The 21,723-nt window shown below is 70.6% G+C and carries 22 protein-coding genes; 3 read left to right on the top strand and 19 right to left on the bottom strand.

The genetic code is table 11. The annotated features are described in order from the left end of the window. Window positions 1–10: 10 nt before the first annotated feature. From FJM51_RS11735 to rpmH, 9 genes are all read right to left on the bottom strand, one after another. On the bottom strand, window positions 11–376 hold the full coding sequence (locus FJM51_RS11735; protein ID WP_140454336.1) for a hypothetical protein: 366 nt from the start codon (window positions 374–376) through the stop codon (window positions 11–13). Between the two features lie 186 nt (window positions 377–562). After that, entirely contained in the window at window positions 563–1,213 is a 651-nt protein-coding gene (yihA, locus tag FJM51_RS11730) for a ribosome biogenesis GTP-binding protein YihA/YsxC (protein ID WP_140454335.1), read from the bottom strand. Next, window positions 1,210–1,965 carry an MOSC domain-containing protein gene (locus tag FJM51_RS11725; protein WP_140454334.1) on the bottom strand — a complete coding sequence of 252 codons (756 nt, stop codon included), beginning with the start codon at window positions 1,963–1,965 and terminating at the stop codon, window positions 1,210–1,212. The genes yihA and FJM51_RS11725 overlap by 4 nt, the downstream gene beginning before the upstream one ends. Before the next feature lies 1 nt (window position 1,966). Then, on the bottom strand, window positions 1,967–3,796 hold the full coding sequence (gene yidC / locus FJM51_RS11720) for a membrane protein insertase YidC (protein WP_140454333.1): 1,830 nt from the start codon (window positions 3,794–3,796) through the stop codon (window positions 1,967–1,969). Between the two features lie 63 nt (window positions 3,797–3,859). Further along, entirely contained in the window at window positions 3,860–5,791 is a 1,932-nt protein-coding gene (locus FJM51_RS11715) for a putative bifunctional diguanylate cyclase/phosphodiesterase (RefSeq protein ID WP_140454332.1), read from the bottom strand. Between the two features lie 103 nt (window positions 5,792–5,894). Next, on the bottom strand, window positions 5,895–6,707 hold the full coding sequence (ttcA, locus tag FJM51_RS11710) for a tRNA 2-thiocytidine(32) synthetase TtcA (protein WP_140454331.1): 813 nt from the start codon (window positions 6,705–6,707) through the stop codon (window positions 5,895–5,897). A gap of 2 nt (window positions 6,708–6,709) precedes the next feature. Continuing rightward, entirely contained in the window at window positions 6,710–6,931 is a 222-nt protein-coding gene (yidD, locus tag FJM51_RS11705) for a membrane protein insertion efficiency factor YidD (RefSeq protein WP_140454408.1), read from the bottom strand. Window positions 6,932–6,963: 32 nt separating this feature from the next. Then, window positions 6,964–7,398, bottom strand: a complete 435-nt coding sequence (rnpA, locus tag FJM51_RS11700) for a ribonuclease P protein component (RefSeq protein WP_140454330.1) — start codon at window positions 7,396–7,398, stop codon at window positions 6,964–6,966. Between the two features lie 23 nt (window positions 7,399–7,421). Next, entirely contained in the window at window positions 7,422–7,559 is a 138-nt protein-coding gene (rpmH, locus tag FJM51_RS11695; RefSeq protein ID WP_140454329.1) for a 50S ribosomal protein L34, read from the bottom strand. 330 nt (window positions 7,560–7,889) lie between these two features. Here rpmH and FJM51_RS11690 point away from each other — a divergent pair, with 330 nt between their 5' ends. Further along, the gene (locus FJM51_RS11690) at window positions 7,890–9,269 is read left to right on the top strand and encodes a sensor histidine kinase (protein WP_140454328.1); all 1,380 of its coding nucleotides are present in this window, start codon (window positions 7,890–7,892) and stop codon (window positions 9,267–9,269) included. Window positions 9,270–9,594: 325 nt separating this feature from the next. Here the strand turns inward: FJM51_RS11690 and cobU are convergent, their stop codons facing one another. After that, window positions 9,595–10,104 carry a bifunctional adenosylcobinamide kinase/adenosylcobinamide-phosphate guanylyltransferase gene (cobU, locus tag FJM51_RS11685; RefSeq protein ID WP_140454327.1) on the bottom strand — a complete coding sequence of 170 codons (510 nt, stop codon included), beginning with the start codon at window positions 10,102–10,104 and terminating at the stop codon, window positions 9,595–9,597. 2 nt (window positions 10,105–10,106) lie between these two features. After that, a complete protein-coding gene (gene ychF, locus FJM51_RS11680) occupies window positions 10,107–11,204 on the bottom strand; it encodes a redox-regulated ATPase YchF (protein ID WP_140454326.1) in 1,098 nt (365 codons plus the stop codon). Between the two features lie 125 nt (window positions 11,205–11,329). Here ychF and trpA point away from each other — a divergent pair, with 125 nt between their 5' ends. After that, on the top strand, window positions 11,330–12,118 hold the full coding sequence (gene trpA / locus FJM51_RS11675) for a tryptophan synthase subunit alpha (protein WP_140454325.1): 789 nt from the start codon (window positions 11,330–11,332) through the stop codon (window positions 12,116–12,118). 16 nt (window positions 12,119–12,134) lie between these two features. Here trpA and FJM51_RS11670 read toward each other — a convergent pair whose 3' ends face one another. The 3 genes from FJM51_RS11670 to FJM51_RS11660 all read right to left on the bottom strand — a co-directional run bounded on the left by FJM51_RS11670 (window position 12,135) and on the right by FJM51_RS11660 (window position 15,710). After that, window positions 12,135–12,653, bottom strand: coding sequence for a gluconokinase (locus FJM51_RS11670; RefSeq protein WP_306419433.1), 519 nt, complete (start codon window positions 12,651–12,653; stop codon window positions 12,135–12,137). Further along, window positions 12,650–14,026 (bottom strand): GntP family permease, encoded by a 1,377-nt coding sequence (locus FJM51_RS11665; RefSeq protein WP_140454324.1) that lies wholly within the window; start codon window positions 14,024–14,026, stop codon window positions 12,650–12,652. The genes FJM51_RS11670 and FJM51_RS11665 overlap by 4 nt, the downstream gene beginning before the upstream one ends. A 184-nt stretch (window positions 14,027–14,210) precedes the next feature. Next, on the bottom strand, window positions 14,211–15,710 hold the full coding sequence (locus FJM51_RS11660) for a CoA-acylating methylmalonate-semialdehyde dehydrogenase (protein ID WP_140454323.1): 1,500 nt from the start codon (window positions 15,708–15,710) through the stop codon (window positions 14,211–14,213). Between the two features lie 98 nt (window positions 15,711–15,808). On the opposite strand from FJM51_RS11660, the gene FJM51_RS11655 reads away from it, so the two are divergent. Further along, window positions 15,809–16,717 (top strand): LysR family transcriptional regulator, encoded by a 909-nt coding sequence (locus FJM51_RS11655; protein ID WP_233713083.1) that lies wholly within the window; start codon window positions 15,809–15,811, stop codon window positions 16,715–16,717. A 12-nt stretch (window positions 16,718–16,729) separates the two neighbouring features. On the opposite strand, the gene FJM51_RS11650 is transcribed toward FJM51_RS11655, so the two are convergent. The 5 genes from FJM51_RS11650 to betI all read right to left on the bottom strand — a co-directional run bounded on the left by FJM51_RS11650 (window position 16,730) and on the right by betI (window position 21,675). Further along, window positions 16,730–17,215: a two pore domain potassium channel family protein gene (locus FJM51_RS11650; RefSeq protein ID WP_140454322.1), complete on the bottom strand. Its 486-nt coding sequence runs from the start codon at window positions 17,213–17,215 to the stop codon at window positions 16,730–16,732. 77 nt (window positions 17,216–17,292) lie between these two features. After that, the gene (gene betA / locus FJM51_RS11645) at window positions 17,293–18,942 is read right to left on the bottom strand and encodes a choline dehydrogenase (RefSeq protein WP_140454321.1); all 1,650 of its coding nucleotides are present in this window, start codon (window positions 18,940–18,942) and stop codon (window positions 17,293–17,295) included. Then, window positions 18,942–19,598, bottom strand: a complete 657-nt coding sequence (locus tag FJM51_RS11640) for a glutathione S-transferase family protein (RefSeq protein WP_140454320.1) — start codon at window positions 19,596–19,598, stop codon at window positions 18,942–18,944. Before FJM51_RS11640 ends, betA begins: the two co-directional genes overlap by 1 nt. After that, window positions 19,598–21,070: a betaine-aldehyde dehydrogenase gene (betB, locus tag FJM51_RS11635; RefSeq protein ID WP_140454319.1), complete on the bottom strand. Its 1,473-nt coding sequence runs from the start codon at window positions 21,068–21,070 to the stop codon at window positions 19,598–19,600. Before betB ends, FJM51_RS11640 begins: the two co-directional genes overlap by 1 nt. After that, a complete protein-coding gene (gene betI / locus FJM51_RS11630; RefSeq protein WP_140454318.1) occupies window positions 21,067–21,675 on the bottom strand; it encodes a choline-binding transcriptional repressor BetI in 609 nt (202 codons plus the stop codon). Before betI ends, betB begins: the two co-directional genes overlap by 4 nt. Window positions 21,676–21,723: the final 48 nt, after the last annotated feature.

Here is a 21,723-nt window from a genome sequence, read left to right as displayed (position 1 = left end):
GGATGAGCCGTCATGCGCGCTGTTCGAAGGCGGCGCGGACCATGCCGAGGGCGAGCGAGGCGTCGACCTGCGGGGTGAGATGGCTCACCTCGACCACGGCGCCGGTCGGCAGATGCTGGACGCGGAGATGGCCGGGCCGCTTGCCGGGACCGACGCGCAGGTGGCGGGCGGGAACTTCCCGCTCCCGCGTCGCGCCGCAGGCCCGGGCCGTGCTCAGCGCGACATGGCCGGCGCTGACCAGCGCGGAGAAAAGCTCCGGATCGGCGTCGGGCCGCTCGTCCCATTCCGCGTCCGTCAACGGACGCTCCCCGTCGAGTTCCAGGATGTGATCGAGCGCCGCGCGCAGGGCGACCCGGATCAATGCTTCGTCATTCATTCCCACCCCTCGTCACTCATACTCGTGAGCAAGCCATGTCAGTTCAAATATCTTGCGGCGAAAGGTCAACTCCGTTCGCGGCCCCACGCTGGTCGAGACGCATTTTTTCCGCCGAATCCCGAGCAAAACTCGAGGATTAGTATGCCATGCCCGGGCAGGGAAACAAATATAGAATACCGCCCATGGTCAATGCATCGCGGCGATGACAGCCCTGAGTTGCTCGATTCCCGCGCCGCTCTCCGACGAGGTGAGGAGGATTTCCGGAAAGGCCGCCGGCTGCTTGCCGAGACGCTCGGCCACTTCCGCGACGGTGGCGTTGAGCGCCCCGCCGCGCGGCTTGTCCGCCTTGGTGAGCACGACCTGGAAGGTCACGGCGGCGCGGTTGAGCAAGGTCATGATCTCCTCGTCCACCGCCTTGATCCCGTGGCGCGCGTCGATGAGCAGCATGACGCGGCGCAGCGTCGGCCGCCCGGAAAGATAGGCGCGCAGCAGCGCCTGCCATTTCTCGACCACCGGCTTCGGCGCCTCGGCGAAACCGTAGCCCGGCAGGTCGACGAGGTAGAACTGTTCGCCCAGGGTGAAGAAGTTGATCTCCTGCGTCCGGCCCGGCGTGTTCGACGCGCGGGCGAGCGCCTTGCGTCCGGTCAGCGCGTTGATGAGGCTCGACTTGCCGACGTTGGAGCGGCCGGCGAAACACACCTCCAGCCGGTCGGCCGGCGGCAGGCCGTCCATCGCGACGACGCCCTTGAGAAAGTCGCAGGGGCCGGCGAAGAGCTTGCGCCCGGCCTCCACCTCCTCGGGGGCGGGTTCCGGGGCGAGGGTGAAGACCGGTTTCACGCCATCACCTCCGCGGGATCGCCCAGCGCGACGCGGCCGCCCTCGACGACTTCGGCGTAGACGCCGAAATCCCGGTGGCCCCAGCCGGACTGGAGCAGGCCGAGCGTGTCGACGTCGATCCGCCCGGTTTCCGGACTGGCCCCGGTCGCGCGGCAGCGGGTGATGCGCTCGCGCACGAGCAGCAGCGACTCGCCGATCCGGATCTCCCGGCCGACGAGGTCGAATTCGGCCCAGGGCTCGAGCCCGTCGAGCCAGACGTTGCCCCGGAACCGCTCCATCGCGAGCGGCTGCCCGGCGCGTTCCGAGAGCGCGGCGAGACTCGCGCGGTTGAGGATCGCGATCGAGGGAAAGCCGCTGTCGGTCATGCCGCGCGTCGGGCGCACCACGAAGGCCGGCGCCACGCGGCCCTCCTCCGCGAGGCCCCGCGCCCAGGCGACGAGGCGCTCGGCATCCTCGGGCAGGTCGGGATCGACGGTCAGTTCCGGCATCCGCGGATGGGTCAGCGTCACGGTCCCCGCCTCCTCGTCCATCCTGGCGCGGATCGCCATCAGCGCGGGCGTGCGCGCGCCCCGCGCGAAGTTCGCGCAGGGCATCCAGCCGGTCGCCCCGGGGGTGATCCGGGCCGCGTCGTGGGCGATCGCCCAGACCCGGTCCCAGGGCATGGTCTCGCTGGGGGCGAGCCTCGTCTCGCGCACCGCCTCGGCGCCATGGCCCTTGATCGGGTGGCGCCAGAGATGGCTGACCCGCGCCATGCTACCCGGCCTTCTTCGACTTGCCCCGGAAGCCGAACATGTTGCCGAAGACGTCCGGCTTGATGCCCTGGCTGCGCATGATCAGGTACTGCTGGGTGAAGGTGATCGTGTTGTTCGCGACCCAGTAGATCACGAGGCCGCTCGCGAAACGTCCCAGCATGAACATGAAGACCCAGGGCATCCAGGCGAAGATCTGCGCCTGGGTCTTGTCCGCCGGCGCCGGATTGAGCTTCTGCTGCAGCCACATCGAGATGCCGAGCAGGATCGGCCAGACCCCGATGGAGATGATGTGCAACGGGCTCGTCGCCGCGGGCGTCGCCCAGGGCAGCAGGCCGAAGAGATTGAGGATCGACGACGGGTCGGGCGCCGAGAGGTCCTGGATCCAGCCGAAGAACGGCGCGTGCCTCAGTTCCAGCGTGACGAAGATCACCTTGTAGAGCGAGAAGAAGATCGGCACCTGCAGCAGGATCGGCAGACAGCCGGCGGCCGGGTTGACCTTCTCGCGCTTGTAGAGCGCCATCATCTCGGTCTGGACCTTCATCCGGTCGTCGCCCGCCTTCTCCTTGATCTTCTCGAGCTCGGGCTGCAGCGCCTTCATCTTCGACATCGAGACGTAGGACTTGTAGGCGAGCGGGAAGAGCAGCGCCTTGATGAAGAAGGTCAGGCCGATGATCGCGAGGCCCATGTTGCCGATCAGCATGTGCAGGTGGTGCAGCATCCAGAAGATCGGCTTGGTCAGGAAGAAGAACCAGCCCCAGTCGATCGAATCGACGAAGCGGTCGATATGCATGTCGTTCTGGTAGTCGCGGATCGTCGCCCATTCCTTCGCGCCGGCGAAGAGCGAGGTGGTGGAGCTCGCGGTCTGGCCGGGGGCGACGGTGACGAGCGGCATCCGCACGTCGGTCTGGAAGGTATCGGTGGCGGCCGTGTACTTGGAGACCGCCGTGAAGGGCTGGCCCGGCGGCGGGATCAGCGTGGTCATCCAGTAATGGTCGGTGAAGCCGATCCAGCCGTTGTCCTTCACGTCGATCTTCTCGAGCGCGGCGCCGCCCTCGGCGGCGTCGGTCGGCAGCTCCATGACGTTCTTGTACTTGATCTCGGTCAGCTGGCCGTCCGCGGCGCCGATCACGCCCTCGTGCAGGATGTAGAAGTTCAGCAGGTCCGCCGGCATGCCGTGGCGGGCGATGATGCCATAGGGGGCGAGCTTCACCTCGGCGCCGGTGTTGTTCTCGACCGTCTGGGTGATCGTGAACATGTAGTTCTTGTCGATCGCCATCTCGCGCCGGAAGACGAGGCCCTGGCCGTTGTCCCAGCTGAGCGTGACCGGGGTCGTCTCGGTCAGCGTGTCGTTGCCCTCGACCGTCCAGTTGGTCGCCGGGCCCGGCACGGCCGAGGCGGGCAGGCCGCCCGAGGGGGACCAGCCGTAGAGCGCGTAATAGGCATGCGCCACCCCGGCGGGGGTCAGAAGCGTGACGTCGGGCGAATCCTTCGCGATGGTCTCGCGGTAGTCCTTCAGGTCGAGATCGTCGATCCGCCCGCCGCGCAGCGAAAGCGAGCCGCCGAGACGAGCGGTGTCGATCCGCACGCGCTGGGTCTCGCCCAGCGCCTCGGCGCGGGTCACCGTCGGCGCGGCGGCGAGCTCGGGCGCGCCGCCGCCAGCGGGGGCGGGCGCGGTGGCCCCGGTCTCGCCCTGCTCGGCGGTGACGGCGGGGGTGGGGGTCTCGTCGACCGGCGGCGTGCCGATGAGGATCGGCGACAGGAACATCCAGAGCACCAGCACCGCGATGCTGAGCAGAGTCGCCAGGATCAGATTCTTGGTCTGGTCTTCCATGGCGACGGCTCTCCGGTCAGCTAAGCAAACTGACAGGCCTTCAACAGCCGCGCGCCTGAAAGGTCAAGGTGTATTCGGCCCGGCCGCGACCCGGCAAGCCCCGCCCTTCCCCGCCGCCTCGAAGGCGCGCAGCCAGTCGAAGGTCTCGCCGAGCGGCATCGGCTTCGCGATCAGATAGCCCTGCGCGAGATCGCAGCCGAGTTCGCGCAGCACCTCGGCGGCCGCCCGGCTCTCCACGCCCTCGGCCAGCGTGCCGATGCCGAGCGCGCCCGCCATCGCGATCATCGAGGCGGTGATCTCGCGCTGCTCCGGGGTGGTCTCGATCCCGTCGACGAAGCTCCGGTCGATCTTGATCCGGTTGACCATGAGCCGGCGGAGATTCGCGAGCGAGGCGTGGCCGGTGCCGAAATCGTCGAGTTCGATGTGGAACCCCGCCGAGGCGAGGCCGCGCAGGTTGCGCGCCACCATGTCGGCGTCGCCCCGGATCATCACCGTCTCCAGCACCTCGATCGCCAGCCGCGACGGGTCGATGTCGGCCCGCTCGACCTCCCACTTGATCTTCTCGATCAGCGCCGGGTCGCGCAGCTGCTTCGCGGCGAAGTTCACGCCCACGCGCGGCACGTCGAGCTTCGCCCGGTCCCAGGCGCGGATCGCGCGGAGCGACTGGCCGAGAACCGCCTCGCCGATCCGCTCGGTCAGGTCCGCGTCCTCGGCGAAATCCAGGAAGGCGCCGGGCGCGAGCACCCCCCGGCGCGGATGCCGCCAGCGCACCAGCGCCTCGAACCCGGCGAGGGCGCCGGTCCGGAGGCAGATCTGCGGCTGGAAATAGGGCACGAGTTCGCCCCGCCCGAGCCCCGCGAGCAGTTCGGTGAAGAGCGCCTCGCGCCGCTCGACCTCGACGCGCAGCTCGTCGCGGAAATAGCGTACCACGCAGGCGCCGTTCGCGGCCTCGGCGGCGGCGAGGGCGATCTCGGCGTTGGCGAGCACCCGTTCGGTGTCTGGCGCGTCGTCGGAGACGAGGGTGACGCCGATGCTGGTCGCGATCCGCTGTGTGCCGCCCCGGATCGCGAAGGGCTTCGACAGCGCCGCCTGGGTCCGCGCGGCGATCGCGGCGGCCGCGCCGGCGTCGGCGAGGCCGCTCGCGACGAGGACGAAATCGTCATGGCCCATGTGCGCGGCGAAATCCCCCGCGCGCAGCGTGTTGCGCAGCCGCCGCGCGACCATGCGCAGGATCTCGTCGCTGGTGCGCGGGCCGAGCGTGTCGCGCAGCATCCCGAACCTGTCGATGTCGAGCCGGAGCACCGCCGTCTGCGTCGCCTCGCGGTCCGCGCCCGCGACGAGCCGGCCGAGATGCGCGCGCAGGAAGGTGCCGTTCGGCATCCCCGTCACCGGATCGTGAAGCAGGCGGAACCGGTTCTCGCGCTCGGCCTCGCCCGCCCGCGCCGCCCAGGCCCGGATCCGCCTTCCCGCGGGCAGCGCGACGAAGAGCAGGAGCCCCCCCGCCGCCAGCGCGCCGCCGCCGGCGAGCAGGAGCAGAAGCCGCGCCCAGCGCGCCTCCGCCGCCGCGAGACCGGCCAGGGCCTCCCGCGCCCGCCTGTCGGTCTCGGGCAGCACCGCGGTCGTCAGGAGCGCGCCGAGCCGCGCCCGCGCCTCGGGCCGGTCGGTGAGATCGTGCGACATCGCGAAGAAGCCGCCGGCCGCCGTTTCCGAGAGCAGCCCCGCCGCGCGGAGCGCCGCTACCCGCGCGTCGAGCCCCCCGCGATGACCGAAGGGAACTGGCGTGGCGATCTCGCCGAGCAGCGCATGCGCCGTCTCGGTCTCCGCGCGCGCGGCCTCGAGCGCGCGCCTGGCGCCCGCCTGCCCGGCGAGCGGCGCGCGCGCCCCGATGGCGAGGGTAAGCGCGATGACGCCCAGCGCGCCGACCGTGGCCCCGAGCACGCGGCGGAAGAGCGCGCGCGGATCGGGTGGGACGGGAATGTCAGGCTCGTTCTCCATGCCGGCACGCTAGGCCCGCGGGGGGTGAACAAGCGTTAATCCGCCGGGGGCGGAATGCGCCGCATTGAAGGTGAACGCCGCGCCGCAGCCGGAGCGCCCGCGCTCAGAGGCCCTTGAAGTCGAAGAGGGCCGGGTCGAGCAGGTGGCTCGCGTTCACCTGGGTCAGCGCGCGGAACAGGATCTGGCGGCGGCCGGGGCTCCGCGCCTCCCATTCGTCGACCATGCGCTTGATCCGCTGGCGCTGCAGCCCGTCCTGGCTGCCGCAGAGGTCGCAGGGGATGATCGGGTAGTTCATCGACCGCGCGAACTTCTCGCAATCGGCCTCGGCGACGAGGGCGAGCGGGCGGTGCACGTAGAGATCGCCCTCGTCGTTCAGGAGTTTCGGCGGCATCGCCGCGAGCTTGCCGCCGTGGAAGAGGTTCAGCAGGAAGGTCTCGATCACGTCGTCGCGGTGGTGGCCGAGCACGACGGCGGCGCAGCCCTCCTCGCGCGCGATCCGGTAGAGATTGCCGCGCCGGAGCCGCGAGCAAAGCGCGCAATAGGTCTTTTTCGCCGGCACCTTGTCGATCACGATCGAATAGGTGTCCTGGTACTCGATCCGGTGCGGCACGCCCATCCGGGTCAGGAACTCGGGCAGCACCGTCGCCGGAAAGCCCGGCTGGCCCTGGTCGAGATTGCAGGCGAGCAGATCGACCGGCAGCAGGCCGCGCCACTTCAGTTCCACGAGCGCGGCGAGCAGCGTGTAGCTGTCCTTGCCGCCGGAGAGGCAGACCAGCCAGCGGTCGCCGCGGCGGATCATGCCATAGGTCTCGATCGCCTCGCGCGTCTGGCGCACGATCCGCTTGCGGAGCTTCCGGAACTCGGTCGTGTCCGGAGCGCCGTGAAACAGCGGATGGATTTCGGTCTCGTCGAACATCGCTACCTCGGCACCTCGTCGATCCCGGACCCGCCCCAGGGGTGGCAGCGCGCGATCCGGCGCGCCGCGAGCCAGGCGCCCCGGAAGGCGCCATGCCGGGCCAGCGCCTCCAGCGCGTAGGCCGAGCAGGTCGGGTGAAAGCGGCAGTGCATCCCGACCCAGGGAGAAAGGACGAGACGATAGGCCCGGACCGGCAGCGCGAGGAGGAAGGCCAGCGGCCCCATCGCCGGGAGCGCCCGCGCGGCGCGGCGCGCGGTCATCGCGGGGGGGCTCCCCTGCCCTGGTGAAGCTGCGCCAGACCGTCCCTGAGATCGTCGAGCAGGTCCGGCCAGGGACGGGCGGCGGTCGCCTCCGGCCGGCCGATCAGCACATAGTCCCAGCCCGGCCGCCCGGCCTCGGGCAGCACCGCGGCGGCGGCGGCGCGCAGCCGCCGCTTCGCCCGGTTGCGGGCGACGGCGTTGCCGACCTTCTTCGAACAGGTGAAACCGACGCGCACCCCCTCGGCCGGTTCCCCGGCGCCGCGGCGGCGCGCCTGCAGGTTCAGCCCCGCGCGCGAGGTGCGCCGGGCCTTCGACGCGGCGACGAATTCGGACCGCTGGCGCAGAACGGCGAAGGCCGCGCCCGGCCCCGGGGCCGGCGCGGCGGATGCCTCGCCGTCGGGCGCCTGCGTCGTCGCGACGGGCGCCGTCATCGGTTCGCGCGCGCCCCGTCCGCTCAGGCGGACAGGCGCTTGCGGCCCTGCGCCCGGCGGCGGTTCAGGATGATCCGGCCGTTCTTGGTCGCCATGCGGGCGCGGAACCCGTGGCGGCGCTTCCGCACCAGGTTGCTCGGCTGATAGGTACGCTTGCTCATCTTCGCCATCTCCAGACTGCGCCGGAGGTTCACCCGGCCAAAGGCTCCCCACCCCGGACGAGCCCGGCGCGTGGAACCCCGAAAATTCGAAGCCCTGCCTATAGGGACCGGGCGGGGGGAAGTCAATTCGTTCCGCGCCCGGATAATGCCCCGGAAGGGGGCGGACGGACGGAAAAATCCGTGCCCGCCCGGCGCGGCGCCCGCCCGGCGCCGAATCACCCGCGCCGGGGTCCCTTGTTCCCCTGAGCCGGAAGCCCTAGATTTCGCGCGAGTCAGAGGCCGGGGCGGAAGGGGGCGCTCGGGACGGAAGGGACCTGCGCGGAAAGCCATATGTTCTTCAACACGCTGTCGCGTCGCTTTCTCGGGCTCGCCGCGATCTTCCTTGTCATCGTCGAGGCGCTGTTCTTCGTGCCCGCGGTGTCCCGGTTCCGCCAGAACTACCTGCAGAACCAGCTCGAGCTCTCGCAGCAGGCGGCGCTCGCCGTGCTGGCGACGCCCGGGGACGTGCCCGCGCCCGATCTCGAGAAGCAGCTTCTCGACAACGCCCAGGTGCTCACCATCGCGCTTCGCCGGCCGCAGGTGCGCGAGATGGCGCTGCGGGTGGAGAACCCGCCCCGGGTCTCGCAGACCTACGACCTGACGGCCGCCTCGGATCTCCAGCTCGCGCGGGCGGCGATGCGCGTCTTCCTCGTGCCCGGCAACCGGGTGATCATGGTGATCGGCCAGGCCCGGCAGTCGGAGAACGTGATCGAGATCACGATGTACGAGGGACCGCTCCGCGCGGCGATGGTGAACTACGCGCTCCGGATACTTTACACCTCGCTCGCGATCTCGATCGGCGTCGCGCTGCTCATGTATCTCGCGGTGCGCTGGTTCATCGTGCGCCCGGTCCGGCGGGTGGTGGCGAACATGTCGCATTACCGCGCCAATCCCGAGGACGCGGGCCGGGTCATCGAGCCCCGGAGCGGCGCGGCCGAACTGCGCGAGGCCGAGGCCGCGCTGCGCGACCTCCAGATCCAGCTGACCGCGCTCCTGCGCCAGAAGGATCGGCTGGCCCAGCTGGGCGGCGCCGTGGCGAAGATCAGCCACGACCTGCGCAACCTGCTCACCACAGCCCAGCTCCTCGCCGACCGGATCGAGATGAGTTCCGACCCGGCGGTGAAGCGCAGCGCGCCGAAGCTGGTCAACTCCCTCTCCCGCGCCATCGCGCTCTGCGAACGCACGCTCGCCTTCGGCCGCGCCGAGGAGCCGCCGCCCACGCTCGAGACCCTGCGCCTCGCGCCGCTGATCGAGGAGGTGGTGCACAACGAATGCCTCCTAGCCGGCGAGAAGGTCTCGATCCGGGCCAGCGTCGCGCCGGAGGTGAGCGCGCGCGCCGATGCCGACCAGCTGTTCCGGGTGCTGACCAACCTCGTGCGCAACGCCGCCCAGGCGATCGACGGGGCGGGCAAGACCGGCGAGGTCGTGATCGCGGCCAGCCGCGAAGGCGCGGGCACCGTGATCACCGTCGCCGATACCGGTCCCGGCCTGCCGCCCAAGGCACGCGAGAACCTGTTCCAGCCCTTCCGGGGCGGCGCCCGCCAGGGCGGCTCGGGGCTCGGGCTGGTGATCGCCTCCGAGATCGCCAAGGGTCATGGCGGATCGCTCGGCCTCGCCTCGACGGGACCGGAGGGGACGGTCTTCCGGCTCTACCTGCCCGACGCGTCGTGACGGGCGATCCGGGCCTTCGGCCCTGATCGGGCGGAGCGGCCCTTTGGCCGCGAGTCCGGTTTCTCCCCGCCTGTTGGCGGGGCCCCTCGTTCCGGAGCCTGACGGCTCCGGCGCGGACTGCCCGATAGATTTCATGCCCATATGAAACATGAGGAAGAAGCGAGCCCTGGCCGAGCACCCGGCACGGCGAACAGCCGGCGGGTTCGGCGTCGTGCCTCGGAGCGAAGCGCCCCGGCCACGGGCGAAGATCCCGAAGCGCGCCGCGGGCGCGGCCTTGCCACGCGCGGAGCGCCGGACGCGGCGCCACCGCCCGGAGGGCCTTTCTCTATCGCGCCCGGATCGGGATGCCCGCGACGGTCAGGATGACCCGGTCGGCGCGCGCCGCCAGCCGCTGGTTCAGGACGCCGGCCGCGTCGCGGAAGCGGCGCGCCAGCGCGTTTTCCGGCACGATGCCTAGCCCCACCTCGTTCGCGATCGCGACCCAGGGTCCGCGCGGCGCCGCGAGGATTTCCACGAGGCGCCCGGTCTCGGCTTCGAGATCGGCCTCCGCGAGCAGCAGGTTCGAGAGCCAGAGCGTCAGGCAGTCGACGAGGACCGGCGCGCCGTCCGGGATCGCGCCGAGCGCGCCCGCGACGTCGCGCGGCGCCTCGGCGGTGATCCAGCGCGCATCCCGGCGGGCGCGGTGCGCGGCGATGCGCGCGCCCATCTCGGCGTCGAGCGCCTCGGCGGTGGCGATGTAGTGCCAGGGCGCGGGGTGTTCGGCGATCAGCGCCTCGCCGTGGCGGCTCTTGCCCGAGCGGGCGCCGCCGAGGACGAACGTCAGGCTGCCCGTCATGCTCAGGCGTTGAAGAGGAAATGCAGCACGTCGCCGTCGGCGACCCGGTAGGCCTTCCCCTCGGCGCGCATCTTGCCCGCCTCCTTCGCCCCCTGCTCGCCGCCGAGTGCCACGTAGTCGTCGAAGGCGATGGTCTCGGCCCGGATGAAGCCGCGCTCGAAATCGCCGTGGATGACCCCCGCCGCCTGTGGCGCGCTGGCACCGTCCGGAATCGTCCAGGCGCGGGCCTCCTTCGGGCCGACGGTGAAATAGGTCCTGAGGCCGAGGAGCGCGTAGCCCGCCTTGATCAGCCGGTCGAGGCCCGCCTCGTGGAGGCCGAGCGACTCGAGAAAATCGGCGCGCTCGGCATCGTCGAGCTGGGCGATCTCCTCCTCGATCGCGGCCGAGATCACGACCGAGGCCGCGCCCTGCTCCGCCGCCATCCGCGCGACCGCGGCGGAATGTTCGTTCCCCTCCGCCGCGTGCTCCTCGTCGACGTTGCAGACGTAGAGCACCGGCTTCGCGGTCAGGAGCTGCAGGAGCCGCCAGGTCCGCGCGTCGTCCTCCGCCACCTCGACCATGCGCGCGGGGCGGCCATCCTCGAGCACGGCCTTCGCCGCTTCGAGAAGCCGCGCCTGGTCGGCGGCTTCCTTGTCGCCACCCTTCAGCTTGCGCTGGAGCCCCGCGAGGCGCTTCTCGACGCTCTCGAGATCGGCCAGCATCAGCTCGGTCTCGACCGTCTCGGCATCGGCGACCGGATCGACCCGGCCCTCGACATGGGTGACGTCGCCGCCTTCGAAGCAACGCAGCACATGGGCGATCGCGTCGCATTCGCGGATGTTGGCGAGGAACTGGTTGCCGAGCCCCTCCCCCTTCGAGGCGCCGCGCACGAGGCCCGCGATGTCGACGAAGGTCATCCGCGTCGGGATGATCTGCTTCGACTTCGCGATCGCCGCGAGCCGGTCGAGCCGGTCGTCGGGCACGCTCACCTCGCCCACGTTGGGTTCGATCGTGCAGAAGGGGAAATTCGCCGCCTGGGCCGCGGCGGTCCGCGTCAGCGCGTTGAAGAGCGTGGACTTGCCGACATTGGGCAGTCCCACGATTCCAGTCTTGAACCCCATCTCTCGTCTCCTCTTGCGCGCGCGGCGCATCTATGGCCCCGGCGTGGGGTCCGTCAAGCCGCGCGCCCATTGCGTTTCGGCGCCGCGCGCGGCATTCACGGGGACCGATCGACTGGGAGAGCGGCATGACACGGATCGAGGCGCGTTTCGCGAAACTGAGGGCCGAGGGCCGCAAGGCCTTCGTCACCTTCGTGATGGCGGGCGATCCCGACGCCGGGACCTTCGAGGCGATCCTCGCCGGCCTGCCGGCCGCGGGGGCCGACGTGATCGAGATCGGCATGCCCTTCACCGACCCGATGGCGGACGGGCCGGCGATCCAGCTCGCCGGCCAGCGCGCGCTCGCGGCCGGGCAGACGATGAGCCGGACGCTCGCGATGGTCCGGAAGTTCCGCGAGGGCGACGCCGAGACGCCGATCGTGCTGATGGGCTACTACAACCCGATCTATTCGCGGGGCGTGGAGAAATTCCTCGCCGAGGCGGTCGAGGCCGGCGTGGACGGGCTCATCGTCGTCGACCTGCCGCCCGAGGAGGATGACGAGCTCTGCCTGCCCGCCCAGGCCGCCGGAATCGACTTCATCCGCCTCGCGACGCCGACGACCGACGACCGGCGGCTGCCGAAGGTGCTGAGCAACACCTCGGGCTTCGTCTATTACGTCTCGATCACCGGCATCACCGGCTCGGCCTCCGCGAACGCGGAGATGGTCGCGCCGGAGGTGGCGCGGATCAAGGCGGGGACGGATCTGCCGGTCTGCGTCGGCTTCGGGATCAAGACGGCCGACTCCGCGCGCGAGATCGCGGGCGTGGCCGACGGCGCGGTGGTCGGCTCCGCGATCGTGGACCGGATCGGGCGCGGCGACGCCCCCGAGCAGGTGCTGGGCTTCGTGCGGGAACTGGCGGCCGGCGCTCACGGCTGAGCCCTCCGCCCCTCCGTCAGAGGCCGAAATCGGCGCGCGCCTCCGCGACCATCTCCGCGACGGGCGCCGCGATGTCGACGACGACGCCCCGCTCGTCCGGCCCGAGCGGCTCCAGCGTCGCGAGCTGCGACTCGAGCAGCGCCGCCGGAAAGAAATGCCCCGGCCGGTGCGAGACGCGCTCGGCGAGCAGCGTCCGGTCGCCATGGACGTGGAGGAAGCGCACGTCCGGGGCGCCGGAGCGCAGGATGTCGCGATAGGACCGTTTGAGCGCCGAGCAGCCGATGACCGAGGACCGGCCCGCCGCGTCGTCCTTCGCGATCTCTGCCGCGAGCGCCTCGAGCCAGGGGCGGCGGTCGGCGTCGTCCAGCGGATGGCCGGCGGCCATCTTCTCGACGTTGCGCGGCGGGTGGAAGCTGTCGCCCTCGACGAAGCGCCAGCCGAGGGCGGCGGCCAGCGCCTCCCCGACCGTCGTCTTGCCGCTGCCCGAAACGCCCATCACGACGATATGCGCGGGCCTGTCCGCGGTCTCGCTCACAGCAGCCACCAGCCGACGAGCGCGATCGCGAAGCCGATCGTCCCCAGCAGCGTCTCCATCACCGTCCAGGTCCTGAGCGTCGTCTTCTCGTCCATCTCGAGGAAGCGGCCGACCAGCCAGAAGCCCGAATCGTTCACATGGCTGAGCACGGTCGAACCGCAGGCGATGGCGATCACGAGGAAGCAATGGTCGAGCGCCGAGAGGCCGGAGGTCGCGGCGACGGTGGGGGCGAGCAGCCCGGCGGTGGTGGTGAGCGCGACCGTGGCCGAACCCTGCGCGACACGCAGCGCGGTTGCGATCAGGAAGGCCGCGACGATGAGCGGCAGGCCGATCGACGACAGGCTGCCCGCGAGCGCCTGACCGATGCCCGAGGCGCGGAGCACGCCGCCGAACATGCCGCCGGCGCCGGTCACGAGGATGATCGCGCAGACCGGGCCGAGCGCGCCGTCCATGATCTTCTCGATCTCGACGCCGCCATGGCCCCGGCCGAGCACCCGCATCGCGAAGAGCACGGTGATCAGGAGCGCGACCGGCGTCTGGCCGATCATGCGCAGCAGGTTGACCCAGACCGCGTCGCCCGGGACGAGCCCGGCGGTGGCGAGGGTGTTGAGGCCGGTGTTGAGGAAGATGAGCGCGAGCGGGAGCAGCAGGACGGACATCACCGTGCCGAAGCTCGGCGGCGGACCGGCGAGGGCGGGCAGGTTACCGCCGCTCATCAGTTTCGGGACGGGGAGGTCGAAACGCCGGCCCACCCAGAGGCCGTAGAGGTAGGCGCCGAAGAACCAGGTCGGCAGGCCGATCACGAGGCCGACGAGCACGAGCAGCCCGAGATCGGCGCCGAGCAGGTCGCCGGCGGCGACGGGGCCGGGGTGCGGCGGCACGAAGGCGTGCATGACCGCGAAGGCGCCGGCCGCCGGGAAGGCGTACCTGAGCACCGAACCGCCGAGCCGGGAGGCGACCGAGAAGATGATCGGCAGCATCACGACGAGCCCGGCGTCGAAGAAGATCGGAAAGCCGAAGAGCAGCGAGGCGACGCCGAGCGCGAGCGGGGCGCGATGCTCGCCGAAGGCGGCGATCAGCCGGTCCGCGAGCACCTGCGCGCCGCCGGTCACCTGCAGGAGCCGTCCGATCATCGCGCCGAAGCCGACGAGCAGCGCGACCGAGGCGAGCGTGGAGCCGAAGCCCGTGAGCAGCGTCGGCACGATGTCCTTGAAGGCGACGCCGGTGACGAGGGCGGTGAGCAGGCTCACCAGCGTCAGCGCGACGAAGGCGTGCAGCCGGAAGCGCAGGATGAGGACGAGCAGGAGCGCGACGGCGGCGGCGGCGATCAGGAGCAGCGTCGCCGTGCCGTAGGCCGGTGTGATTTGGTCCATTGTTCTCCCCCGGGAAGGCGGCCGGCTGGCTCCGGTCGCTCGTTTCGCGAGCCTGCGCCCGAAAACCCGCGGATGGCAAGTACTTGGGCGCGGCGTCGCGCGGCGCCACCGCCCGAACGAAAAGGCCCCGGAGCGGTGCTCCGGGGCATAGAGTTGGTCCTGGAGAGGGAGAGAGCCCGGAGGCTCAGCCCATCGTCGGCATGACGAATTCGGAGACCGCGCGCATGCCCGTGGGCCAGCGGGTCGTGATCGTCTTCAGCCGGGTGTAGAAGCGCACGCCTTCCGGCCCGTGCATGTGGTGGTCGCCGAAGAGCGAGGCCTTCCAGCCGCCGAAGGAGTGGAACGCCATCGGCACCGGGATCGGCACGTTGACGCCGACCATGCCCACCTCGATGTCATGGGCGAAGGCGCGGGCCGAGTCGCCGTCGCGGGTGAAGATCGCGACGCCGTTGCCGTATTCGTGCTTGCCGATCAGGTCCACGGCCTCGGAATAGTCCTTGGCGCGGGCGATGCCGAGGACGGGGCCGAAGATCTCCTCCTTCCAGATCGTCATGTCGGAGGTCACGCCGTCGAAGAGCGTGCCGCCGATGAAATAGCCGCCCTCGTAGCCCTGCGGCGCCTTGAAGTCGCGGCCGTCGACGACGAGTTTCGCGCCTTCCTTCTCGCCCTGGTCGATGTAGCCCCGGATCTTCGCCAGATGCTGGGCGGTCACGACCGGTCCCATCTCGGAGGCGCGGTCGGCCGCCGGGCCGATCTTGAGCGATTCGATCTGCGGCACGAGCTTGTCGATGAGCCGGTTCGCGGTCTCCTCGCCCACCGGCACCGCGACCGAAATCGCCATGCAGCGCTCGCCCGCCGAGCCGTAGGCCGCGCCCATCAGCGCCGAGACCGCCATGTCGAGGTCGGCGTCGGGCATGATGACCATGTGGTTCTTCGCGCCGCCGAGCGCCTGGACGCGCTTTCCGTTCGCGGTGCCGGTCGCGTAGATGTAGCGCGCGATCGGGGTGGAGCCGACGAAGCTCACCGCCTTCACGTCCGGGTTGTGCAGCAGCGCGTCGACCGCCTCCTTGTCGCCATGGACGACGTTGAAGACGCCCGCCGGCAGGCCGGCCTTCGTCAGCAGTTCGGCGATGATGAGCGAGGGGGACGGATCGCGCTCCGAGGGCTTCAGCACGAAGCAGTTGCCGCAGGCGAGCGCGACGGGGAACATCCACATCGGCACCATGCAGGGGAAGTTGAACGGCGTGATGCCGGCGACGACGCCGAGCGGCTGGCGCAGCGAGTGGCTGTCGACATTGGTGCCGACGTTCTCGGTGATCTCGCCCTTCAGGAGATGCGGGATGCCGACGGCGAATTCGACCACCTCGAGGCCGCGGGTCACCTCGCCGAGCGCGTCGTCATGGGTCTTGCCGTGCTCGGCGGAGATCGCCTCGGCGATGCGGTCGGCGTTTTCCTGGAGGAGGAACTTGAACTTGTCGAGGATGCGCGCGCGGCGCAGCGGCGGCGTCTTGGCCCACTTCGGCCAGGCGGCCTTCGCATTCGCGACCACGGCGTCGACCTCGGCGGTCGTGGCGAGCGCGACGCGCTTCTCCGCCTGGCCCGTCGCCGGGTTGAACACATCCGCGAACCGGCCGGACGTGCCGGCCACTTCCTCGCCGCCGACGTAGTTGTTGATCTCGGTCATCGGGTTCCTCCTTGAGTTTCTGCGTGCCGAAGTGACATTATCGAAATCATCATGCAATCACCCGGAATGCGCGAACTGATATGCATAAAATCGACATCATGAGCGAATCCGGCCTGAACTGGGACGATTGCCGGCTGTTCCTCGCGGTGGCGCGGGCGGGACAGATCCTCGCGGCGGCCCGGGCGCTCGGACTGAACCAGGCGACGCTGAGCCGCCGGATGGGCGCGCTCGAGGCGGCGATCGGCGCGAAGCTGCTGGTCCGGCGCACGCATGGCTCGGATCTGACCGAGGCGGGGCAGGAACTGCTCGAGACGCTGGAGCGGGTGGAGGCGGAGCTCATCGCGCGCCAGGCGCGGCTGCGCGGCGCCGAGGGCGGGGTGGCGGGCGTGGTGCGCGTCGGCGCGCCGGACGGGTTCGGCGTGGCCTTCCTCGCGCCCCGGCTCGCCCGGCTCGGCGAACGGCATCCAGACCTGCGCATCCAGCTCGTCCCCACGCCGCGCGGCTTCTCGCTCTCCCGGCGCGAGGCCGATGTCGCGATCCTGGTCGGACGGCCGGACCGCGGGCGCCTCATCGCCCGGAAGCTCACCGACTATAGCCTCGGCCTCTACGCCTCGCGAGACTATCTCGCACGCCGGGGCGCGCCCGAGGGCCTTTCGGAACTCGCCGGGCACGATCTCGTCGGCTACGTCGAGGATCTGATCACCGCGCCGGCGCTCAGCTATTCCGCCAGCTTCCTGCGCAGCTGGCGGTCGCGCTTCGAGATCTCGAGCGCCATCGGCCAGGTCGAGGCGGTGCGGGCCGGGGCCGGGATCGGGGTGCTGCACGACTATCTCGCGCGCTCGCATCCCGAACTCGTCCCCGTCCTCCGCGAGCACCGGGTCACGCGGTCGTACTGGACGGCGATCCACGAGGATCTGCGCGACGTCGGCCGGGTCCGGGTGATGAGCGATTTCCTCGCCGAGATCGTGCGCGAGTCCCATGGCGCCTTCGGCCCGCCGGAGGCGTGACGCGGGCGGGGCTCAATCCTCGCCCGCGGCGTGGTCCCGGACCTTCCTGACGGCCTCGGCCCGGTCCAGCCGGCTGATGTCGGTCATCACGCTGACGAGGACCGAGGCGGTCCAGCCGAAGGTGAAGAGACCGGCCATGGCAATGAGCGGCCCGGTCAGCCGCCAGCCCTCGGGCGCCGCCACGAGCGTGGAGCCGAGCGTCGTGTAGCTCTCGAGCGCGTAGTAATAGGCGTCGCGGAACACCGGGATGATGCGCGCGGCGGTGAGCACGAGCGCGACGGCGAGCGTCTCGACGAGGTGAAGGAGCACCAGCGCGGCGATCACGCTGGCGAAGAGCAGGTTGACGCTCCACTGGCCGGCGCCCGGCCCGATCCGCGCCCAGCGCGCGCTGAACCAGCGCGCGATCCGGCGCACGCCGACGCCATGGATGAAGATCACGAAGATGAGCCCGAGGACGCCGAAGGCGAATTCGAGATAGGGATGGTCGATGATGTCCAAGCCGCCCGTCCCTCGCCCTCCCCGCGCGGCTCATCCTGGACGGGCGCGCGGAGCGGAGTCAACGCGCCCGTCCGGGCTCAGCGGTCGCTCTCGCGCCAGCGCGGGTTGATCCAGGGCTTGCCGTCGAGCGGGGCGAGCGGCGTCCGGCCGAGGATGTGGTCGGCCGCCTTCTCGCCCACCATGATCGAGGGGGCGTTGAGGTTGCCGTTCGTCACCCTCGGGAAGATCGAACTGTCCGCGACGCGCAGGCCCGCGACGCCGATCACCCGGCATTCGGGATCGACCACCGCCATCGGATCGTCCTTGGCCCCGATCCGGGCGGTGCCGCAGGGGTGATAGGCGCTCTCGACATGTTCGCGGATGAAGCCGTCGAGTTCGTCGTCGGACTGCACCGCCGCGCCCGGCTGGATCTCGTCGCCGGAATAGGGGGCGAAGGCGGGCTGGGCGAAGAGTTCGCGCGTCAGCCGGATGCAGTGCCGGAAGTCGGCCCAGTCCTTCTCGTGGCTCATGTAGTTGAAGAGGATCCGGGGCGCGGCGGCGGGATCGGCGGAGGCGAGGCGCACCGTCCCGCGCGAGGGGGAGCGCATCGGGCCGACATGCGCCTGGAACCCGTGACCCTTGACCGCCGACTTGCCGTCGTAGCGCACGGCGAGCGGCAGGAAGTGGTACTGGATGTCGGGGTAGTCGACGCCCGGGGCCGAACGGACGAAGGCGGCCGATTCGAACTGGTTCGACGTGCCGAGCCCGACCTTGGCGAGCAGCCACTGCATCCCGATCCGCGCCATCGCCGGGTAGTTGTAGTAGCGGTAGAGCGTGATCGGCTGCAGGCTCTTCTGCTGGATGTAGAGCTCCAGGTGGTCCTGCAGGTTCGCGCCCACGCCCGGACGGTCGGCGACGAGGGGAATCCCGTGCTCGGCGAGATGCGCCCCGGGGCCGATCCCCGACAGCATCAGGATCTTCGGCGTGTTGATCGAGGAGGCGGCGACGATCACCTCGCGCCGGGCGCGGATGATCTCCTTCGCGCCGTCGCGGCTGACCTCGACGCCGACGGCGCGGCCGTCCTCGATCACCACGCGCTCGGCGAGGCAGCGATGGACCTTCACATTGCCGCGCCGCATCGCCGGGCGCAGATAGGCGTTGGCGGCGGACCAGCGGCGGCCGTGCCAGACCGTCTGTTCCATCGCGCCGAAGCCTTCCTGCTTCTGGCCGTTGTAGTCGTAGGTGAGCTCGAACCCCGCCTGCGCGCCCGCCTCGACGAAACTGTGGTAGAGCGGATTGCGCCGCGGCCCCCGCGTCACATGGAGCGGCCCGGAGGTGCCGCGCAGCGCCGAATGGCCGCCGTGCCAGCTTTCCATCCGCTTGAAATACGGCAGCACGTCGGCGTGGGACCAGCCGGACGCGCCGCTCTCGGCCCAGTGGTCGAAGTCGCGCGCGTGGCCCCGGACATAGACCATGCCGTTGATCGAGGAGGAGCCGCCGAGCACCTTGCCGCGCGGCGTCGCGAGCCTCCGGCCGCCGAGATGGGGCTCCGGCTCGGTCTGGAAGCCCCAGTCGTAGCGCGCCATGTTCATCGGATAGGAAAGCGCGGCCGGCATCTGGATGAAGGGGCCGATGTCGGAACCGCCGAATTCCAGCACGAGGACGGATGTGGTCCCGTCCTCGCCCAGACGATACGCCATGGCCGAGCCGGCGGAGCCCGAGCCGATGATCACGAAATCCGCTTCCATTACGCGCCGTGCACCTTGAGCGAGGAGTAATCGAGCATGACACGCCGCTGGTAGCCGGGCCGGTCCGTGAGGCGGCTGTAGTAGGCGGACAGGACCGGACGATGCTCGCGGTGGATGTCCATGGTGAAATAGCGATAGAGCGACTGGCCGATCATGATGTCGGCCAGGGTGAAGTGGTCGCCGGTGACGTAGGGCCGGTCGCCGAGCTGTTCCTCGAGGATCGCGAGATCGGCGTCGAAGGTCCGGAGCGCCGCCTCGACCGCGGCCGCGTTCCGGTGTTCGGCGCGCACGAAATAGAGCGGGTAGAAGATCGGCGCGGTGAAATGCGCCTGCATCGTCACCTTGCCCCATTCGGCCCACATCTCGACCGGGGCGCGCTTGACCGGATCATGCGGCCAGAACGGCGCGCGGCCGTGGCGGGCGGCGAGATAGCGCAGGATCGCGCCGCTCTCGAACATCGTCACCTCGCCGTCGGTCATGACGGGCACGAGGCCGTTCGGGTTCATCGCCCGGAACTCGGGCGTGTCGGTGCCGCCGAAATGGTGGCCGTAGTCGCGCCGCTCGAAGGCGAGGCCGAGTTCGTCGAGCCCCCAGAGCACCGCCTGCACGTTCATCGAGGTGGCGCGGCCGAGGATGGTGATCGCGGGTTTGTTCATCAGTAGGGTGCCTCCACCGGGCCGGTTCCGACATAGACGGACTTTACCTGGCTATAGTGTTCCAGCGCGGCGTGGCCGTTCTCCCGGCCGATCCCGCTGCCCTTGACGCCGCCGAAGGGCGCCTCGACGGGCGTCAGGTTGTAGGTGTTGATCCAGGTGGCGCCGGCGCGAAGCTGGCCCACGACGCGATGCGCGCGGGCGAGGTCGGCGGTGAAGACGCCGGCGGCGAGGCCGAAATCCGTCGCATTCGCGCGCGCGATCACTTCCTCCTCCTCGGCGAAGCCGAGCACGCTCATCACGGGGCCGAAGATCTCCTCCCGCGCGATGGTCATGTCGTCGGTGACCTCGGCGAAGACCGTGGGCTGGACGAAGAAGCCGCCGTCGAAACCCTGCATCGCCGCGCGCGCGCCGCCGGTCAGCAGCCAGGCGCCCTCCGCCTGCCCCTTCGCGATGTAGTCCATCACCCTCTCCCCCTGCGCGGCGGAGACGAGCGGCCCCATCTGCGTCGCCGGATCGAGCGGGTCGCCCATCCGGATCGCCTCGGCCCGTTCCGCGAGGCGGGTCAGGAAGCGCGCGCGCACGCCGTCCTGCACGAAGACGCGGGTGCCGTTCGAGCAGATCTGGCCGGAGGAGTAGAAGTTGCCGAGCATCGCGCCGCCGATCGCCGAATCGATGTCGGCGTCGTCGAAGACGATCAGCGGCGACTTGCCGCCGAGCTCCAGCGTGACGTGCTTCAGGCTCGCCGCGGCCCCGGCGTAGACGCGCTTGCCCGTGCCGACCGAGCCGGTGACGGAGACCTTGGAGATCATCGGGTGGGAGACGAGCGCGGCCCCGACCGGGCCGGTGCCCTGGACCACGTTGAAGACACCGTCGGGCAGCCCGGCCTCCCTCAGGATCTCCCCGAGTTTCAGCGCGCCGAGCGGCGTGACCTCCGAGGGCTTGAAGATCATCGCATTGCCGCAGGCGAGCGCGGGCGCGGCCTTCCAGCAGGCGATCTGGCTCGGGTAGTTCCAGGCGCCGATCCCGGCGCAGATGCCGAGCGGTTCGCGCCGGGTATAGACGAAATCGCCGCCGAGATCGATCATCTCGCCGGTCATGGTCGCCGCGAGCGCGCCGAAATATTCGAGCGCGTCGGCGCCCGAGGGCCAGTCGGCGACCTCGGTCTCCTGGATCGGCTTGCCGGTGTCGAGCGTCTCGAGCCGGGCAAGCTCGGCCCCGCGCGCGCGGATGATGTCCGCGGCCCGGCGCAGCACGCGGCCGCGCTCGGCCGGCGGGGTGCGGGACCAGACGGTGAAGCCCTCGCGCGCGCTCGCGACCGCCGCGTCGATCACGGCCGGCGTCGCCTCGGCGAGCGTCGCGATCACCTCGCCGGTGGCGGGATAGAGCACGGGCAGCGCCGCGCCCCCTTCCCCCGCGAGAAGCGCGCCGCCGATCCAGTGGGAGCCCCGGGGCTGAACGTCGTGCTGGCTCATGCGGAGACCTCCGGCCGGTCGATGGTTCGGGCGAGATGGCAATCTACGTAATCCTCGACGATGGCGATGGCCGCCTCGGGCGCGACGACGCGCCCGCGCAGCGCCTCGCGCAGATAGACGCCGTCGATCAGCGCGCCCATCGCCTCGGCCACGCGGTCGACATCGGCCGCGGGCACGAGGCCGCGCAGCGCATGGCGCAGGTTGGTGTGCAGGCGGCGCTGGTAGATCGCGAGCAGCCGCGCGGCCCCGGGCGAGGAGAGCGCCTTGGCATAGAAGGTGAGCCAGGCGGTGATCGTCGCCTGATGGAACTGGTCCTCGCCGAAACTGCCCGCGATGATCGCGGAAAGCCGCTCGCGCGGCGTCGCGGCCTGCCGCAGCCGCTCGCGCACGCCGTCGGCGAATTCCGCGAGGAGATGGCGCATCGTCGCGAGGATCAGATCCTCCTTGCCGCCGAAATAATGGTGCGCGAGGGCGGAGGAGACGCCCGCGCGGCTGGCGATCTGGGCCACGGTGACATCGAGCGTGCCCCGGTCGGATATCTCGCGCAGCGCGGCGCCGATCAGCGCGCGCCGTCGCATTTCCGTCACGGCGATACGGGGAGACATGGCCCCTCCTCGAAAAAGTTTATTGACTGATCAATCAATAAAGGTTTT

It is taken from the genome of Amaricoccus solimangrovi (assembly GCF_006385685.1).
In the GTDB taxonomy this organism is placed as follows: domain Bacteria; phylum Pseudomonadota; class Alphaproteobacteria; order Rhodobacterales; family Rhodobacteraceae; genus Amaricoccus; species Amaricoccus solimangrovi.
Note: the sequence above shows the minus strand (reverse complement) of the source record. Positions and strands in the feature narration are given on the sequence as shown.

What these genes read in the sequence shown, in the direction of transcription:
- yidD (WP_140454408.1), bottom strand. Translation starts at nt 6,931, where the DNA reads ATGGGGCCGCTGGCCTTCCTCCTCGCGCTGCCGGTCCGGGCCTATCGT.
- yidC (WP_140454333.1), bottom strand. Translation starts at nt 3,796, where the DNA reads ATGGAAGACCAGACCAAGAATCTGATCCTGGCGACTCTGCTCAGCATC.
- rpmH (WP_140454329.1), bottom strand. Translation starts at nt 7,559, where the DNA reads ATGAGCAAGCGTACCTATCAGCCGAGCAACCTGGTGCGGAAGCGCCGC.
- betB (WP_140454319.1), bottom strand. Translation starts at nt 21,070, where the DNA reads ATGAGCCAGCACGACGTTCAGCCCCGGGGCTCCCACTGGATCGGCGGC.
- FJM51_RS11665 (WP_140454324.1), bottom strand. Translation starts at nt 14,026, where the DNA reads ATGGACCAAATCACACCGGCCTACGGCACGGCGACGCTGCTCCTGATC.
- ttcA (WP_140454331.1), bottom strand. Translation starts at nt 6,707, where the DNA reads ATGTTCGACGAGACCGAAATCCATCCGCTGTTTCACGGCGCTCCGGAC.
- FJM51_RS11660 (WP_140454323.1), bottom strand. Translation starts at nt 15,710, where the DNA reads ATGACCGAGATCAACAACTACGTCGGCGGCGAGGAAGTGGCCGGCACG.
- betA (WP_140454321.1), bottom strand. Translation starts at nt 18,942, where the DNA reads ATGGAAGCGGATTTCGTGATCATCGGCTCGGGCTCCGCCGGCTCGGCC.
- betI (WP_140454318.1), bottom strand. Translation starts at nt 21,675, where the DNA reads ATGTCTCCCCGTATCGCCGTGACGGAAATGCGACGGCGCGCGCTGATC.
- FJM51_RS11715 (WP_140454332.1), bottom strand. Translation starts at nt 5,791, where the DNA reads ATGGAGAACGAGCCTGACATTCCCGTCCCACCCGATCCGCGCGCGCTC.
- ychF (WP_140454326.1), bottom strand. Translation starts at nt 11,204, where the DNA reads ATGGGGTTCAAGACTGGAATCGTGGGACTGCCCAATGTCGGCAAGTCC.
- FJM51_RS11690 (WP_140454328.1), top strand. Translation starts at nt 7,890, where the DNA reads ATGTTCTTCAACACGCTGTCGCGTCGCTTTCTCGGGCTCGCCGCGATC.
- FJM51_RS11725 (WP_140454334.1), bottom strand. Translation starts at nt 1,965, where the DNA reads ATGGCGCGGGTCAGCCATCTCTGGCGCCACCCGATCAAGGGCCATGGC.
- cobU (WP_140454327.1), bottom strand. Translation starts at nt 10,104, where the DNA reads ATGACGGGCAGCCTGACGTTCGTCCTCGGCGGCGCCCGCTCGGGCAAG.
- FJM51_RS11655 (WP_233713083.1), top strand. Translation starts at nt 15,809, where the DNA reads ATGAGCGAATCCGGCCTGAACTGGGACGATTGCCGGCTGTTCCTCGCG.
- FJM51_RS11735 (WP_140454336.1), bottom strand. Translation starts at nt 376, where the DNA reads ATGAATGACGAAGCATTGATCCGGGTCGCCCTGCGCGCGGCGCTCGAT.
- FJM51_RS11640 (WP_140454320.1), bottom strand. Translation starts at nt 19,598, where the DNA reads ATGAACAAACCCGCGATCACCATCCTCGGCCGCGCCACCTCGATGAAC.
- rnpA (WP_140454330.1), bottom strand. Translation starts at nt 7,398, where the DNA reads ATGACGGCGCCCGTCGCGACGACGCAGGCGCCCGACGGCGAGGCATCC.
- trpA (WP_140454325.1), top strand. Translation starts at nt 11,330, where the DNA reads ATGACACGGATCGAGGCGCGTTTCGCGAAACTGAGGGCCGAGGGCCGC.